Here is a 16008-nt window from a genome sequence, read left to right as displayed (position 1 = left end):
ATGATGAGGCGCTCAGCTACGTGAGCTGTTTGAACGCCGCGTCGAGGCGATCCATGCCACGGACAATCGTCTCCATGCTGGTCGCATAGGACAACCGAATATGCTGGTGGCTCCCGAACGGCTCACCAGGGACCACGGCAACCTGGAATTCCTTCAAGAGATAGTTCGCCAGGTCGGTCGGGGTCGAGATGGTTCCGCTGGGGCCCTTCCGTCCGAGCAATCCGCTCACATTGGGAAACGCATAAAATGCTCCGCTGGGCATACTGCAACGAACACCTGGCATGGCGTTGAGCCGTTCGACGATCACGCGCCGCCGCCGGTCGAACTCGGTGACCATCTTTTTCGTAAAGGCATCGCCTTCACGCAAGGCTACCACGGCAGCCTTTTGGGAGATGGAGCAGGGGTTGGACGTGCTCTGGCTTTGAATGTTGGCCATGGCGGTCAAGAGGTCTTTCGGTCCCGCCGCGTAGCCGATCCGCCAGCCGGTCATGGCATAGGCTTTCGAGACTCCGTTGATCACAACGGTGCGGGCTGCCACTTCCGGTCCCAATGACGCGATGCTCGTGTGGGTCGCGCCGTCATAGAGAACCTTTTCGTAAATCTCATCGGAAATCAGGAGCAGATCCCGGCTGACGGCCAGTTCGGCCAACTGCTCAAGCGTCGCCCGGTTGTAGGTCGCGCCAGTCGGGTTGCAGGGGCTATTGACGATGATCGCTTTGGTGCGCGGGGTCACCAGCCGCGCCAACTCCTTGGCATCAATGGCGTAGCCATCCTCTTCGCGGGTCTGCAAAAATACTGGGGTGGCGTCGTTGAGCAGGGTCTGGTCGGCATAGGAGACCCAATAGGGAACGGGAATGATGAGCTCGTCGCCTGCTTCGAGGAGCGCTTCGGCCAGGTTGTAGAGCGAATGTTTGGCGCCGCAGGAGACTAGCACTTGAGACTTCTCGTACTGTAGCCCTTGCTCGGTCTGCAGCTTGTCGATAATCGCCTGGCGCAGTTCATCGATGCCGGACGAGGGCGTGTATTTGGTGAACCCGGCGCGAATCGCGGCTTCCGCCGCGGCTTTCACCGGTTCCGGCGTGTCAAAGTCCGGCTCCCCGGACGAAAAGTCGGCGACGTCGATTCCGCGGGCCGCCATGGCTTTTGCGGTGGCCGCCATGGCCAAAGTCGGGGAAGGGGCGATCCGCCCTGCACGTGCAGCAAGCTTCATGTTTTCAAACTCCTGATTCGTTCCTGCAGCCGGCGTGCGACTTCTGGATGCAGGAATTCCGTGAGCGCCCCGCCATGGGTGGCCACGTCTTTAATGATGGTGGAGGATAAATAGGAATATTCCTCGCTGGGCATGAGGAAGACCGTTTCGACCTGTTTGGCGATTTTGCGATTGATGAGGGCCATCTGAAACTCATGCTCGAAGTCTGAGATAGCCCGCAACCCCCGGATAATTGCATGGGCCCCGTAGCGTTGGACATAGTCCACCAGCAGGCCGTCGAAGTGGGTGACTTCCACCCCTTGGATCTCCTGCGTCACGACCCGGATCATCTCCAGCCGTTCGGTTAGCGTGAAGAGCGGATGCTTGGCCGGATTCGGCGCGACGGCGACCACCACTTTATCAAACACCTTCAAACTTCGGGTGATGATGTCTGTGTGCCCGTGGGTAATGGGATCGAAGGTTCCTGGATAGATGCCAATTTTCATGATGCGGGTGACTCTGCCATGTCTGATGTGGATAGGCGATACCGATAGAGTGCGGTGTCGCCGTAGACGTATCGCCGCGCCAGGGTCGCGTGGTCGATCGAGTCTGGCAATGTTGTGCGCGAGTCCTGTTCAATCATCACGGTCGCCTCTTCCGATAGCAGTCCTGGTCTCCAGGCATGGATCAGGATCTCTAGCTCATCCAGCGCGGCATAGGGCGGATCCGCAAAGAAGATGTCATAGGGGCCTTCCCACCAGTCTTGTCGCGCGAGAAAGGTGGCGGCCTGTCCCACGCAGACCTTGGCCCGGTCGAGCAGCTGACAGGCCTGTAGATTTTTCTGTAACAGCTTCACAGCCTTGGGGTCTGATTCGACAAAGGTGACGGTTGCGGCGCCACGGCTTAAGGCTTCAATCCCGACGGCTCCTGTGCCGGCGTACAAATCCAGAAAACGGCTGCCAATCACCTGAGGCCCCAGAATCGAAAAGAGGGCCTCACGAACCTTATCTGATGTGGGGCGGAGAGCCGTCCCTTCTGGTCCACTGAGGCGTCGGCCTCGGTGGGATCCGGCAATGATACGCATAATTTCAGGTGAGAGGCATTTCAGGAGCAACTGACTCTAACATAGCGTTTTTGAAGGGGTCAAGGTGACTGCTGTGGCGGAGATTTGCGGGATTTATCCGGCGCGCTGGTGCGGCTGGTCACGAGGAGCTGGCGTGAGAAATGGAAGCGTTTTGACGACTTTTGTGGGGTTGCTTATAATGCCGCCTGGCGATGTAGCGGCATGAGGGGCCATACGGTCGACGCATGATTACGGCGACCACGAGTGGCGACCAGCGGAGACGAATCGCGATGGTCTTAGCGGGTCGCCACTGCTTGGGGTTCCTGAACGGCCAAGCTCTTCCGCCGGTTATTCGAAATGGTGCGGTCGATGATCGCGCCGCAGTTAATGCACTTCCAGGCGTAAAATATCAAAAAGAAGTCTGAGAACCGCTCCAACATCATGAGGCCTTTGCATTTCGGACATCCCATCGAATCCTCCTTGATTGTGATGTGCACTGCTGCCAGCGTGTTAAAGCAAAACCTGCGCCAATCGATCGATGTACGTAATTTCAATAGGTTAGGCTATACGTATTTGTCATGAGTAGGCAGTAAGGGGACTAGCGCCAGTACAAAAACGTCCGGAGTGTCACTTTTTGTGCAGGGGGCCACTATGGCGAGCAAGAAAGCGGGGCAAGGGATTGCGCAATGGCCCGAAATGGAACGGCCGCGCGAACGATTATTGGCTCAAGGTTCACAGGCATTGACCGACGCGCAACTGCTCGCCATTCTGCTTCGAGTCGGGCGTCGGCGCTGTTCAGCGGTCCAGGTTGGAATGGACATTCTTGATCGGCTGGGAGGGCTGGCAGGGCTTGCGCAATGTGGCATTGAGGAGCTCTGCGCCGTTCCGGGCGTCGGGACCGCGAAAGCGGCTCAACTGAAGGCGGCGCTGGAGTTGGGGAAACGGGCCCTGGCTGGTCCTCTGACGAAAGGCACGAAGATTACCTCCAGCCGCGAGCTCTTCACCCATTATCATCCCGCGCTGCGCGATCTCCGTCATGAAATCTTTAAAGTGGTGTTGTTGGATGCCAAACATGCCATCCTGCGAGATGCGACGGTGTCATCAGGCAGCTTGACGCTCAGCATTGTCCATCCGAGAGAAGTCTTTACGCTTGCGGTCAAGGAATCCGCGGCGGCTGTGATCTTCTTGCACAACCATCCCAGCGGTGATCCGACGCCGAGCCAGGAGGATCGAGTGCTGACGGCACGGTTGGTGTCGGCGGGACAGCTCTTGGGGATTCAGGTGTTGGACCATCTGGTCGTCGGCGATGGGCGCTATGTCAGCTTTGCCGACCAAGGCTGGTTGACGAGCTAGCGGCGCAAGCGGCGAGGCGATCCGTCAGGGCTCGGTCGATTTCAGCACCACGTAGAACGCGCGGCTTTCTCGCAGCACGCGAAGCAGGATGGTGTCGCCGCGTCGGACTTTCGAGACCGCGTTGCTGAATTCTCCGACCGATCCCACCTCCACGCGGTTCACTTCCTTGATCAGGTCTCCTTCATGGAGCCCTTCCGCTTGGGCGAGGCTGCCAGGCTCCACCTTGGAGATGAGTACTCCGCGGCTTTCCCGCAGTTTGAATTTATCGGCGAGGCTTGTTGTCAGATCCTGCACGTCCAGTCCGAGTTTCACGTCGGTGCGGGTCTGGGGCAGGGACGTCGTGACGGCATGGTCGTGGCGTTCGATGAGGGCGACGTCCAGCACCAGGCGCTGCTGATCGCGGACGATTTCGACTTTTGCCGTGGCGCCGGGGAGCAATCCCGCCACGACCCGCGACAGCCGGCTGGGCGTGTCGATGACGGTGCCGTCGATGCGGGTGAGGATGTCGCCCGGCTTGACCCCGGCGGCCGCAGCCGGGTCCTTCTCGAAGACTTCGTTGATCAGGACCCCTTCGCTTTCCTTCACGCCGAACTTGCGTGCCAACTCCACCGTGAGCGGTTGGATGCCGACGCCCAGCCAGCCCCTCGTCACCCGCCCTTGAGCGATCAATTGCTGAATCACATGCTTGGCCATGTTGGACGGAATGGCAAAGCCGATCCCTTGGGCGAAGTTGATGATCGCGGTATTGATGCCGATGATTTCACCGCGCAGATTGAAGAGGGGGCCGCCCGAGTTGCCGGGATTGATGGAGGCGTCCGTCTGAATGAAGTTTTCATAGCGCGAGAGATTGATATTCTCCCGGCCGATCCCGCTGACCACGCCGAGCGTCACGGTTCGATCGAGTCCGAATGGATTGCCCACTGCGAGCACCCATTGGCCGACGCGCACGCTGGACGAATCGCCGAACTTCGCGCTGGAGAGGGGATGATCGGCGGTCACCTTGAGGACGGCCAAGTCCGTATCCTGATCTTTGCCGACGACCTGCGCGATCAGTTTGGACGTATCGGAAAAACGGACTTCAATTTCCGTCGCCTCGCCGATCACATGGTTGTTGGTGATGATGTACCCGTTGGGATCGATGACGACACCGGACCCTGAGCCTGAGACATTGGGAAGCCGCTCTTGAGAAAGATCCCGTCCTCGTCCTGGCCCGGAGAGGGGAATGAGATTCACGACGGAGGGTTTTGCCGATTCGGCCAGGTCGGTAATGACAGTTTGAATCTCTTCCAGGAGGCGGAGGCCCGGCGAGTCGCTGGACTTGAGCGCGACCGGCTCCACGGCTGGCGCGGCCCAGGTTGTCTGGTTGCCCTGCCAGGCCAAGAATCCGAGGCAGATGAGGATGTGCCACGTACGCATGATTCAGTTCCTCCTGTGAGAATTGTACCGCAAGGAGAGGGGGCTCGTCTTGCCGCTACGGTCCTCCCATCGCTTTGCAGGCTGTTCAAAAAGGTCGTCCAGCAAGGCCGCAGCGAGCGAAGAGGCGACGCGTACTCTCTGCGGTACGTTGAGCCTCTGAGCGACGCGAGAACGACGCTGGCGGACTTTTTCAACAGCCTGTTAGGCAGGTTTGCTGTTTCGCGTCTGAGTGAACCATGAGGCAATCAGCGCAAGATCTGCCTGCGGCCCGATCATCACCGCCACATCGCCGGTGCGGAGCGCAAGGGCCTCCTCGGGAGGCACGAGAAAGGGGCCGCGAATGATGGTCACTAGACGAACCGATGCAGGCAGCCCCATTTCAGCGAGAGTTTTTCCGATGACGGATGAGCCCTGGATGACCGGGAACCGTTCAAGGGCTGCGGCGCGAAGGCTCAAATCCTGTTGCAGCGTCAGGAGCTCATGGTGGATCGTTTCCAGCCGGAGCTCGCGGATCTGACTGTCCACGGTGGCCAGCATATGCTTGAGCTGTTGAATACGTTGGCCAGCCTGGCTGATGAGCTGTTCCAACTGATCGGGCGGAACGAGTGACGTGGAACTGAACGGAATTCTCCGGGAGGAGAGCCCCGCAATCTGGCTGCCGAGGTCACTATGGACCTGTTCGATCTGGCGCAGCAATTGGGCCGCTTGGCTATGGAGGCGCAGCACCTGCACCTTGCGATTGACTCGCTCGGCGATGGCCAGCACGGTTTCATGGATGGCGCTACCGGTAATCGATAGCTCATGTTGGATGCGAGTCAGCAGTTCAAGGGGCATAAATGGGAAATCTCTACGTCTGATAAGAACTATTATGTCAACTCATGGAGCGATCACGGGCGCCATCATCTGTCCGACCCCTCACCCTTTACGCTTCTCCTTCGCGGAAGTAAATCCCCTTGCCATCATGTCCCTGTCGATATTGCCGGATCATTTGCGCTTAATGAGTAAAGCGGTGTATCTTTTTACATAGGAGTTTGCCCTTCAATGATGAGTTTGTGCGGACGTGTACAAGGCCAGCCTCTTTCGTTCAACGTGATACTCGTCCTCTGCATTTGGGTATTGGTCGGCGGGCTTGCCTGGGCCGACTCCTTCGACCTGACCGATGATATCGGGATCCCGCACGCAACCGCCGGTGTCATTGTTGATGTGGACGGTGATGAAGTGCGTGGGAAGCTCGACGCCGCCATGCTGGTCGGCGGGGCTTGTGCCGAACGCATCCTCTCCCTCACGCTTCCGCAGTCGTTTCCGCTACTGCGTTCATGCTTGTTCGTGGCCCCATCGCAAGATCCTCTCCACCAACGATTCTGCACCTTTCGAATCTGATTCTTCCTCGTTCGACCCGCGCCCATTCCACTCGATTTCCATGTCGATCGTGTTATTGCCGTGGCGCAGTCTCGTAAAGAGGAGTATTCATGCTTGAACGGTTGATACAGTTTTCGCTTAGCCAACGGCTCTTTGTCTGTGTGGTCGGGCTCGTGCTGATGTGCAGCGGGCTCTACGCCTTTCACATCCTCGATGTCGTGGCCTACCCCGACCCCTCCCCGCCCATGATTGAGGTCATCACGCAGTATCCGGGCTGGTCTTCGGAACAGATCGAGCGAGCCATTACGCTCCCGCTCGAAATCGGGCTCCAGGGAATGCCAGGCCTGACGGATATTCGCTCACTCTCGATCTTTGGATTGAGCGACATTAAGGTCTATTTTGATTTCGGCACAGACTATTTTCGGGATCGACAAGAAGTTCTCAACCGACTCCAGATGATCGCGCTGCCTCAAAATATACAGCCGGCGATTTCCCCCTGGTCGGCGATCGCGGAAATCTATCGATATGAGCTGGTTGGTGAGAAGAAAACGCTCACCGATCTCAAGACGGTGCAGGATTGGCAGATCCGTCGAGAGTTTAAGCGCATACCGGGAATTATCGATGTCTCGACGTTCGGGGGCACGACGAAGGAGTACCACGTTGAGTTAGACCCGGGGCAGTTGATCAGTTACGACGTCACGCTCGATCAAGTCATGGACGCGCTGGCCAAAAACAACACGGATGTGGGGGGCAATTATCTTACCCAGGGCGGGCAAAATTTTAATATCCGCGGGATGGGGCTGATTCAGAGCTTGGACGATATCACGGCGGCAGTGGTGGCCGAAAAGGCCGGTACCCCCGTGCTCATCCGAAATCTCGGGGAAACCAGCATGGGCTATCGCGTCCGGCTGGGGAAAGTCGGGATCGACGATCGGGACGATGTGGTGGAAGGTGTTGTCCTTCTGCAGCGCGGCGCGAAAGCACTACCGGTATTGGAGCAGGTCCATCGGAAGGTGGACGAACTCAATAGCAAGAAATTGCCGCAAGGTGTGACCGTCAAGACGTTCTATGATCGAACCGTCTTGATCCATACGACCATCGAAACGGTCGTGGATATTCTTATCGCCGGGATTCTGCTCGTCTCGATCATCCTCTATGTGTTCTTGGGCCATTTCCGAACGGCGATGATCGTGGCCCTCACGGTTCCCATTGCCCTGTTCTTTACGTTTTGTATTTTGGTGGCGCGGGGAGATTCGGCCAACCTGATCTCGCTCGGCGCCATCGACTTCGGCATCATTGTGGATTCGACGCTCATCATGGTCGAAAGTATTTTCTTCCATCTGGCACACAAGCGAAGCCCCAACCTCACCGTGCCGATGCATATCGTGAGGGCCGCCCGCGAAGTGGGCCGCCCGATCTTCTTTGCGACGACCATCATCATCGTCGCCTTTGTGCCGTTGTTTACGATGACCGGAGTCCCCGGCAAGATCTTCGCGCCGATGTCGCTCACTTATGGGTTGGCCTTGACCGGGGCTCTACTCATGGCGTTCACGCTGGCCCCGGCCCTCTGTTCCTTTCTTCTGACCGGTCCCATCCAGGAGCGGGACACAAAGATTGTCGAAGTCATCAAGCGACGGTACCTCGCGGTGTTGGGATGGGCGCTCGATCGTCCACGGGCGGTGATCGGCCTGGCCATTGCGGTGTTGGTGTGCTCGCTGAGCCTGGTGCCGTTCATCGGCGGAGAGTTCATGCCGGCATTGGAGGAAGGGAATATCTGGGTGCGGACGACGATGCCGGTGGACATTTCATTCGAGGAAGCCAGCCGGCTGGTGACAGAGGTCCGCGCGATCTTCAAGCAATTTCCCGAGGTGGTCAGTGTGGCGTCTCAACTGGGTCGCCCCGACGACGGCACAGATCCCACCAGTTTCTTCAATGCGGAATTTCTGGTGAACCTCAAGCCGAAGGCAGAGTGGCGGAAGACCCTTTCGACCAAACGGGACTTGATCGATGAGATCGAACGGGAACTGTCCGCGATCCCCGGGGTGACGTTCAATTTCTCTCAGGCGATCCAAGATAACGTGCAAGAAGCCATGTCCGGTGTGAAGGGGGAAAATGCCGTCAAGCTGTATGGGAGCGACCTGCATGTGCTGGAAGCGCAGGCGGCCCAAATCAAACATGTGATGGAGCAGGTGCCGGGGGTGAAAGACCTGGGCGTCTTACATCTGCTCGGCCAACCGAATCTCGTGCTCGAGGTGGACCGTCAGGCCTGCGCGCGTTACGGGCTTAAGGTGGGCGACGTCAATAACGTGGTGCAGGCGGCCATCGGTGGGCAGGCCGTCACGCAGGTGTATGAAGGAGAAAAGTGGTTCGATCTTGTCGTCCGGTTCAAACAGGACTATCGTCAGGACGCGGACGCGATTGGCAATATCCAAGTCAATACGCCGGAGGGAGCCAGGATCCCGCTCAAACAGTTGGCCTCGATCACCGAGCAGACCGGCGCCTTCATCGTGTATCGGGAGAACAACGAGCGGTATATTCCCATCAAGTTCAGCGTGCGGGGGCGTGATTTGGAAGGGACGGTGACGGACGCGCAGCAGCGAATCGCCAAGCAGGTGACCTTGCCGGAGGGCTATCGCATGGAGTGGCATGGTGAATTTGACCAGTTGCAGGATGAAAAACGGCGTCTCATCGTCATCGTGCCCCTGACGCTTCTGATTATCCTGTTCCTCGTGTATTTTGTCGTCAATTCTCTCCGCGATGCGCTCTTGGTCTTGATCTCCGTGCCGTTTGCCCTCGTGGGAGGGGTCTTCGCGCTCGCGATGACGGGAACGCACTTCAGTATCTCCGCCGCCGTGGGGTTCATTTCGCTCTTTGGCGTGGCTGTGCAGGGCGGGCTGATTCTCGTATGCCGTATCCGCGATCTGATCGGGGAAGGACACGAGGTCAGAGCGGCCATCATGAAAAGCGCTGAAGTGCGAATGCGCCCGGTCTTGATGACGTCGCTGGCGGCGGCGATCGGGCTCCTGCCTGCAGCGGTCGCGACCGGCATCGGGGCCCAGTCCCAACAACCGCTGGCCCGCGTCGTGGTGGGTGGCATGCTGACTTCAGCGGTCTTGATTCTTGTCGTGTTACCGATCCTGTATGAGCTGCTTCATCGGAAGAAAAATCAGGAGGCGCCCCCTGGTCAATAGACGATCGACCCACTGATTGTCTCGACGCAATGACGTGTCGTGTGGGCGCAACGCATCCAGGTTTGACAGAGGCCCTGGAGCAGAGATATACCGCGCAGCGGTACACCGTTCCCAATCTGGACCAAAGGATCATATCGTGGCCAACCATTCTCTTGCAGGTCAGCCGGCACCTCCGTCGATGCTGGTCAATGTTCCTCGCCTCATCACGGCCTATTACACCGAGAAGCCTGATGCGAACCTGCGCGAGCAGCGTGTCACCTTCGGCACCTCGGGCCATCGAGGCACCTCCTTCAAGCGCAGCTTTAACGAAGTCCACATCGTCGCGGTTGCGCAGGCGACCTACGAATACCGCAAGAGAGAGAACATCACCGGCCCCCTCTATCTGGGGATGGATACCCATGCTCTGTCTGAGCCGGCCTTTGCCAGCGTCCTTGAGGTGCTGGCAGCCAATGGAGTCCTGGTCATGGTGGATCGGGACGGAGGCTACACCCCGACTCCGGTGATCTCTCATGCGATCCTCACCTACAACCGGGGCAAGAGCTCCGGCCTGGCAGACGGCATCGTCATCACCCCCTCGCATAATCCCCCTGAAGACGGCGGCATCAAGTACAACCCGCCGCATGGTGGGCCGGCTGATACAGTGGTGACGAAGTGGATCGAGGACCGGGCCAACGCCTTGATGAAGGCCGATCTCCATGGAGTGGCCCGCCTCCCCTACGCCCGCGCCAGACGGGCCGCAACGACCAAGCCCCATGACTACCTCGGGACCTACATCGGGGACCTCGCGCAGATCATCGATATGGACCTGCTGCGGTCAGCCGGCTTGAAACTCGGCATCGATCCGCTCGGCGGAGCCGGGGTGGCCTACTGGCAGCCGATCGCAGAGCGATATGGCTTGAACATCGAGGTGGTGAATCCTGCCGTCGATCCGACCTTCCGCTTCATGCCGCTCGACTGGGACGGCAAGATCCGCATGGACTGTTCCTCCCCCTCTGCCATGGCCAACCTCATTGCGCTGAAGGATCGCTTCGATGTCGCCTTCGGCAACGATGCGGACAACGACCGGCATGGTATCGTCACCCGCTCGTCCGGCCTGATGAACCCCAACCATTATCTGGCCGTCTCGATCGCCTATCTCTTTGCGAACCGTCCGGACTGGAAGCCGGATGCCGCGATCGGCAAAACGCTCGTGAGCAGCAGCCTGATCGATCGTGTCGCGGCCAAGCTCGGACGTAAGCTGATCGAAGTGCCGGTCGGGTTCAAATGGTTCGTGAAGGGATTGTTGGACGGCTCGCTTGGTTTTGGCGGAGAGGAAAGCGCAGGAGCCTCCTTCCTCCGCCGCGATGGCACGGTCTGGTCCACAGACAAGGACGGCCTCATCATGGACTTGCTGGCTGCGGAGATGATGGCCAAGACCGGCCGCGATCCCGGCGAACTGTATCGGGAGCTGACCAAAGAACTGGGAGAGCCAGTCTACGAGCGGATCGATGCAGCCGCGACGCCGGAGCAGAAGGCCATCCTGTCGAAACTTTCCCCCGACCAGGTGCAGGCCTCAGAATTAGCCGGCGATACCATCCTCGCGAAATTGACGACGGCTCCCGGCAATGGCGCGGCCATTGGCGGATTGAAAGTCGTAACCGAGCAAGGCTGGTTCGCCGCCCGTCCCTCCGGCACCGAAGACGTGTACAAACTCTACGCCGAAAGCTTCCGCGGGAAAGACCATCTGAAGCAGATTCAGAACGAAGCGCAGGCCCTCATCACTAAAGCCCTGGCCTCGGCCAAGTAAGAAGAGAGCGCTCCTCTGGTCTCTCTGGTTGGGTTTTCTGTCCGATCGACAAGACAGACGGGACAGACCAGACGGACCGGATCGACCGCATGAACCAGAGAGACGGACAGAGCCGCTATGCCGATCTGCTCAAGTGGCGAAGGGAGGAAGGCGTATGAAACGTGCCACGGTGACAAAAGGCAGTGGCAATATTTTTCTCGATCTAGGGTTTTCGGAAGAGCGGTCCGCGGAGCTGATTCTGAAAAGCAGTTTACTGCAGGCGCTTCAGGAAACGATCAAAGGCCGAGACTGGAAGCAGGCGGAAGCGGCAACCCAACTCGGCATTGACCAAGCCAAGGTCTCTAAGCTCCTCGCCGGCCAGATGGCCGGGTTCTCCGTCGAACGTCTGGTTCATTTCCTGTCCATGTTAGGCCAGGATGTCGAAGTCACTGTGCGGCAAGCTCCTCGCGGGCGACGCTATGGAACCGTCCGTTCCAGCCTACCCAAGAAGCTCGTTAAACGTCCGGGATAGAAGAACAGCGACCACTCCGGAAAAAAGCCTCCCCGTCCCTTATTGTCCCGTTAGCGCATCGCCCAATGGAGCAGGGTCCAATCCGACCCGAGTACATGGTGGAGGCTTGCCAGGATGGTGAGCTGCCCGGTTGCCACCGTGTTCAGCACGATCGAGTAGATGAGCAGATTGGCGCCCGGCAAGAACAAGAGGCAAAAGATCCTGCCTGCATCGTGGAAGTCGGTTTGCCCTGGATGGATTTCCGCCCACGTTGAGGTGGCGTGATACGCGACGGACGCGCCGAGGGCACAGAGCATCCAGTCTCTCAGGGCGAGATCGCTCACGTAGAGGCCTGCGAGTAAGCCAATCGTGACCGTGGGGAAAAAGTACGGGGCAACCGGAATGAGCCAGTTCGGGGTGCCTCGATAGGTCATATGCCCCCCAGCCCGAAACGTCGCGTTGAAACCTGTCACTCGATTACAGGTGGCCCAGGCAAAGAGACAATGCGTGAATTCATGCTCAAGCGTACTGAGCCATGTGAGCGATGTCTTGCGAAAGACGGCCCACCAGAGCCCCCCATACGCGACGAGCCCCAGAAAAAAATACGCCAGCCGTTCAGACGCCGCCATCGCAGTGGAGAGCGAGCCCCAAAACTCAATCGCAATGGCCGGGGAAAACGCCGCGACCCAGAGCGCCAGTGGCCATTTGATAACTTTGAGCAATACACCGAAAAATTGGTGCCCCAAACAATCCTGCCCTTCACCACCAAATTCGTCACGAGCCGATAGGGTCCTATGCTCGCGCAATACGCGCGCGGCTCGTCTGTTTGGTCTATCTGGCCCTTCTAGTCTGTCTGGTTTGTCTGGTGAGCGTCCGATCCTGCCGACAAAATAAACCAGACAGACCACATGAACCAGATAAATCTGTCAGATCACTCCAGACGAAAGAACGACTCCCGATCCCTGTGTTTCAACTCTTGAAGCCGTGCGAGGATGGCGGCACAGGTTGCGGCACGCGCCACACCGCCATAAGGACTACTGTGAGTGATTCGTACGGCGGCAGAAGAGATGAAGACCGCTTACCCCAACTCTTAGCGAAGCGTCCGATACACCTCACGCCGGTGGCGGACATAGTGCACTGTAATCTGTTCGGCCTCGCGATCGACTTCGTAGACGATCCGATAATCACCTACACGCAGACGATACAAGCGTTCCGCGCCTTGCAGCTTCGTCGATTGTGGTGGATTCGGATGAACCGGCAAGCGGTCGATTCGGTCAAGAATGCGAGAGGCAATGGAACGCGGAATAGACTGAAGATCTTTCTCGACGGACGGCTTGAAGTTGAGGCTATACGAGGCCACGTTTCTGGAGCCGCTTTCTCATGTCGTTAGCGCTCACGGGCTTTTCAGCCCGCCGTTCAGCCACCACCGCGAGATCGTGCAGGTCTTCCATCAGACGAGAATACCGCTTGAGCGACAGCACCACCCCGGTTCGCTTTCCCTGATGGTCAGTCACGTACCGTGGCCGAGGTGTTGTTGTTTTTGGAGATTGTTTAGCCAACATAGTGATCTTATAACTCACTTAGGAGAAGTTGTCGAGAAGCAAGCGGGATGGTCTGTCTCGTCGGTCTAGTCTATCTGGTCATTCTGGTGAGGTTTTCAGTCCGGCCAACACGATCGACCAGACCGACAAGATCGACCAGACAGACCTTCTTCGCCTCGTTTCACCTCTCACGCCTCACGTCCCATCCCGCCAGTCCCGCTTGCCTCGCGCGGCCCCATCGACAAGACAGACCAAACAGACCAGAAGAACCAGACAGACCAAATGAACCAGATAAATCTGTCAGAGCACTCCAGACGAAAGAACGACTCCCCACCCCTGTGTTTCACCTCATCGCGCGAGCTTCTTTTTGATGCTGGTCAGGTCCTCAGGGGTCGATCGCACCCGTACCGTGAGACCCTCGGCATCATAGGCTTCGGACAAGATCCGCATCTTGGTGCGGATCTCTGCCATGATTCCTTGAGCCGTAAACGGAATATGTAATTCCTCGTCGACCATCTCGCGCTCAAAGTGCCGCATAATGCGCTCACGGAGCGCCTGCAGATCGTCTTTGCTTCTCGTGGACAGAAAAAAGGCGTCGGGATATTCCGCCTTCAGGGCCGCGAGCTCGTCCGGTCCGAGACGATCTTGCTTATTCAACACCACGAGGCTGGGAATATCCGTGGCGCCGACTTCGGCTAACACCGTCCGCGTGACGTCGAGCTGGGACCGAAAGGACGGATCTGAGGCATCGACGACAAACAGCAACAGCGAGGCATTGGCCGCCTCATCCAGCGTCGACTTGAACGACGCCACCAGGTCATGCGGGAGTTTTTTGATAAATCCGACCGTATCGGACAGGAGCACTTTGGGACGCGTGTCAGGATACAGGGGCCGGATCGTGGTATCGAGTGTGGCGAACAGCTTGTCGGCCACGAGCACATCGATGCCCGTCATCGCGCGCATCAGCGAGGATTTGCCGGCATTGGTGTACCCGACGAGCGCGACCGTCAATTCGTGTTCCCGTCTCGCGCGGCGCGTCTGATGCTCGTCCCCGATCGCCGCCAATTCCGCCCTGAGTTCCTTCAGGCGATCGCGGACTCTGCGCTTATCGAGCTCAAGACTCGTCTCTCCTGACCCTTTGGCTCCGACCCCCCCGCCTTGCCGCTCGCTGGCGCCGCCGGTTTCCCGCAAACGCGGCGCAAGATAATTGAGCCGCGCGATCTCCACTTGAAGCCGGGCCGCTCTGGTGCGAGCATGTCGACTGAAAATCTCAATGATGACACCGGTACGATCGAGCACCGGCACGCCGGCTGCACGTTCAAGATTTTTCAACTGGGACGGCGACAGATCACAGTCCACGATGACGATCTGCGCCTGTTCGCGAGGGCCTGATGCGGCCTCGCCGGTGTCATCCGATTCGTCGTCTTCTGATTCCTCCGTGACGTCCGAGGCCGCCGCCTCGCGCTTCGAAGCCGCTTTGTGCATCGGCCGTTCAAACGCCACCGCGACTTTCCCGGAACCACCGGTCCACTGTGCCAACTCCGCAAGTTTTCCCTGACCCAGGACCGCCGCATATTTATCGGAACTACGCTTTTGCGTCACATGGCCCACGACGGTGTGCCCGAGGGTGGTCACAAGACGGGTGAGCTCTTGCAGCGAACTCTCCAGCTCCTCCACGGTTACGCGAGGGGTGCGGATCGCGACAAGTACGGCATTCGATTGTGCGGGCGTCGACATGGCTGATTTTTCCTTGGCTACATCGTGGTGAGGGGTCTGTATCTTAACAGGAAATGTCATGTTCAAGTCAGTTCGCGTCGCAGGATCTCTATAGACGTCCAGCGATCATTCCCGTGACATGATCCAGAAAGGACACGTCAGGCAGAGGCCGTTGCGGGCGATATGTGAACAGGCGCGATTGGCGGGAAGCCCTCAGATTTGGGATTCGCCATCGGCGGCGCGGTGGAGACATGAAATCAGCGCTAAGTGAGACATGGGATGGCGTGTCGGATGGAAGCCCAGGATCACATTGGCAGTGGCTCTACCCTGTTCGCTTATCTACCCAAACAGCTGTTCAAGTAACTGTTCCCGGGTGATATCGAAATGTGCAGCCACATCGGCAAGAATGGCCGAGAGGGTGCCGATGCGCAGCGGAGTATGTTGGGGGATCGTGAGATGATGCTCGCCATGCTCATGGGTAGTCAGTCGAAGGTGACTACCTGCTTGACGGGTTGTCGAGTAACCGAGCTTGCGAAGAGCCCGAGCGAGATCGCTTCCGGACAGATCGCGGGGAAGCCTCATACGGCGATAACTTCCTCGCGGACGTGGTGCAGGCGGACGACTTTGGGAGCGTGGCCCTCCTCAAAGTGGCAACGAACCGCTTCACGGACTTTCTCCGGCAATTCCGCCAGGGTGTCCGCTTCCGTGAAGATCGACTGCCCGAGCGCGCGTGCGATATACCCGCCCTCAGGAGCCTCTTCTACCACAAATATTAATTCGCTCATGGCCATGTCTCATCAAGAGGTTTCTGTGACATATGGTAGTCCCGCACGCACCCAATGTCCAGCCTGCAACAGCTTACCGCAAGAGCGCGACGAGACGTTGATTCACCCACGTTCTAACC

At 58.3% G+C, this 16008-nt stretch carries 16 protein-coding genes; 5 read left to right on the top strand and 11 right to left on the bottom strand.

What is annotated here, in order from left to right:
• Positions 1-16: 16 nt before the first annotated feature.
• From NT179_01550 to NT179_01535, 4 genes are all read right to left on the bottom strand, one after another.
• A complete protein-coding gene (locus NT179_01550) occupies positions 17-1210 on the bottom strand; it encodes a pyridoxal phosphate-dependent aminotransferase (protein ID MCX5720701.1) in 1194 nt (397 codons plus the stop codon).
• A complete protein-coding gene (gene coaD, locus NT179_01545) occupies positions 1207-1695 on the bottom strand; it encodes a pantetheine-phosphate adenylyltransferase (GenBank protein ID MCX5720700.1) in 489 nt (162 codons plus the stop codon). Before coaD ends, NT179_01550 begins: the two co-directional genes overlap by 4 nt.
• Positions 1692-2273, bottom strand: a complete 582-nt coding sequence (gene rsmD, locus NT179_01540) for a 16S rRNA (guanine(966)-N(2))-methyltransferase RsmD (protein MCX5720699.1) — start codon at positions 2271-2273, stop codon at positions 1692-1694. The genes coaD and rsmD overlap by 4 nt, the downstream gene beginning before the upstream one ends.
• 275 nt (positions 2274-2548) lie before the next feature.
• Positions 2549-2722, bottom strand: a complete 174-nt coding sequence (locus tag NT179_01535) for a hypothetical protein (protein MCX5720698.1) — start codon at positions 2720-2722, stop codon at positions 2549-2551.
• A 181-nt stretch (positions 2723-2903) separates the two neighbouring features.
• Here NT179_01535 and radC point away from each other — a divergent pair, with 181 nt between their 5' ends.
• On the top strand, positions 2904-3605 hold the full coding sequence (gene radC, locus NT179_01530; protein ID MCX5720697.1) for a DNA repair protein RadC: 702 nt from the start codon (positions 2904-2906) through the stop codon (positions 3603-3605).
• Positions 3606-3629: 24 nt separating this feature from the next.
• On the opposite strand, the gene NT179_01525 is transcribed toward radC, so the two are convergent.
• Positions 3630-5021, bottom strand: a complete 1392-nt coding sequence (locus NT179_01525) for a Do family serine endopeptidase (protein ID MCX5720696.1) — start codon at positions 5019-5021, stop codon at positions 3630-3632.
• A gap of 201 nt (positions 5022-5222) precedes the next feature.
• On the bottom strand, positions 5223-5855 hold the full coding sequence (locus NT179_01520) for a hypothetical protein (protein MCX5720695.1): 633 nt from the start codon (positions 5853-5855) through the stop codon (positions 5223-5225).
• A 207-nt stretch (positions 5856-6062) separates the two neighbouring features.
• On the opposite strand from NT179_01520, the gene NT179_01515 reads away from it, so the two are divergent.
• From NT179_01515 to NT179_01500, 4 genes are all read left to right on the top strand, one after another.
• The gene (locus NT179_01515) at positions 6063-6401 is read left to right on the top strand and encodes a hypothetical protein (GenBank protein ID MCX5720694.1); all 339 of its coding nucleotides are present in this window, start codon (positions 6063-6065) and stop codon (positions 6399-6401) included.
• Positions 6402-6490: 89 nt separating this feature from the next.
• Positions 6491-9571 carry a CusA/CzcA family heavy metal efflux RND transporter gene (locus tag NT179_01510; protein MCX5720693.1) on the top strand — a complete coding sequence of 1027 codons (3081 nt, stop codon included), beginning with the start codon at positions 6491-6493 and terminating at the stop codon, positions 9569-9571.
• Positions 9572-9707: 136 nt separating this feature from the next.
• Positions 9708-11357, top strand: coding sequence for a phosphoglucomutase (alpha-D-glucose-1,6-bisphosphate-dependent) (gene pgm, locus NT179_01505; protein MCX5720692.1), 1650 nt, complete (start codon positions 9708-9710; stop codon positions 11355-11357).
• 154 nt (positions 11358-11511) lie between these two features.
• Positions 11512-11868: a helix-turn-helix transcriptional regulator gene (locus NT179_01500; GenBank protein ID MCX5720691.1), complete on the top strand. Its 357-nt coding sequence runs from the start codon at positions 11512-11514 to the stop codon at positions 11866-11868.
• 50 nt (positions 11869-11918) lie between these two features.
• Here NT179_01500 and NT179_01495 read toward each other — a convergent pair whose 3' ends face one another.
• The 5 genes from NT179_01495 to NT179_01475 form a co-directional block, all read right to left on the bottom strand.
• The gene (locus tag NT179_01495) at positions 11919-12593 is read right to left on the bottom strand and encodes a M50 family metallopeptidase (protein ID MCX5720690.1); all 675 of its coding nucleotides are present in this window, start codon (positions 12591-12593) and stop codon (positions 11919-11921) included.
• 344 nt (positions 12594-12937) lie between these two features.
• A complete protein-coding gene (locus NT179_01490) occupies positions 12938-13207 on the bottom strand; it encodes a type II toxin-antitoxin system RelE/ParE family toxin (GenBank protein MCX5720689.1) in 270 nt (89 codons plus the stop codon).
• 529 nt (positions 13208-13736) lie between these two features.
• Positions 13737-15125 carry a GTPase HflX gene (hflX, locus tag NT179_01485; protein MCX5720688.1) on the bottom strand — a complete coding sequence of 463 codons (1389 nt, stop codon included), beginning with the start codon at positions 15123-15125 and terminating at the stop codon, positions 13737-13739.
• A gap of 318 nt (positions 15126-15443) precedes the next feature.
• Positions 15444-15686: a type II toxin-antitoxin system HicA family toxin gene (locus NT179_01480; GenBank protein ID MCX5720687.1), complete on the bottom strand. Its 243-nt coding sequence runs from the start codon at positions 15684-15686 to the stop codon at positions 15444-15446.
• A complete protein-coding gene (locus tag NT179_01475; GenBank protein MCX5720686.1) occupies positions 15683-15889 on the bottom strand; it encodes a 2-oxoisovalerate dehydrogenase in 207 nt (68 codons plus the stop codon). Before NT179_01475 ends, NT179_01480 begins: the two co-directional genes overlap by 4 nt.
• Between the last annotated feature and the right edge of the window lie 119 nt (positions 15890-16008).

Source organism: Nitrospirota bacterium (assembly GCA_026387665.1).
Classification (GTDB): Bacteria; Nitrospirota; Nitrospiria; order Nitrospirales; family Nitrospiraceae; genus Palsa-1315.
This window is presented reverse-complemented; position numbering and strand designations above follow the sequence as displayed.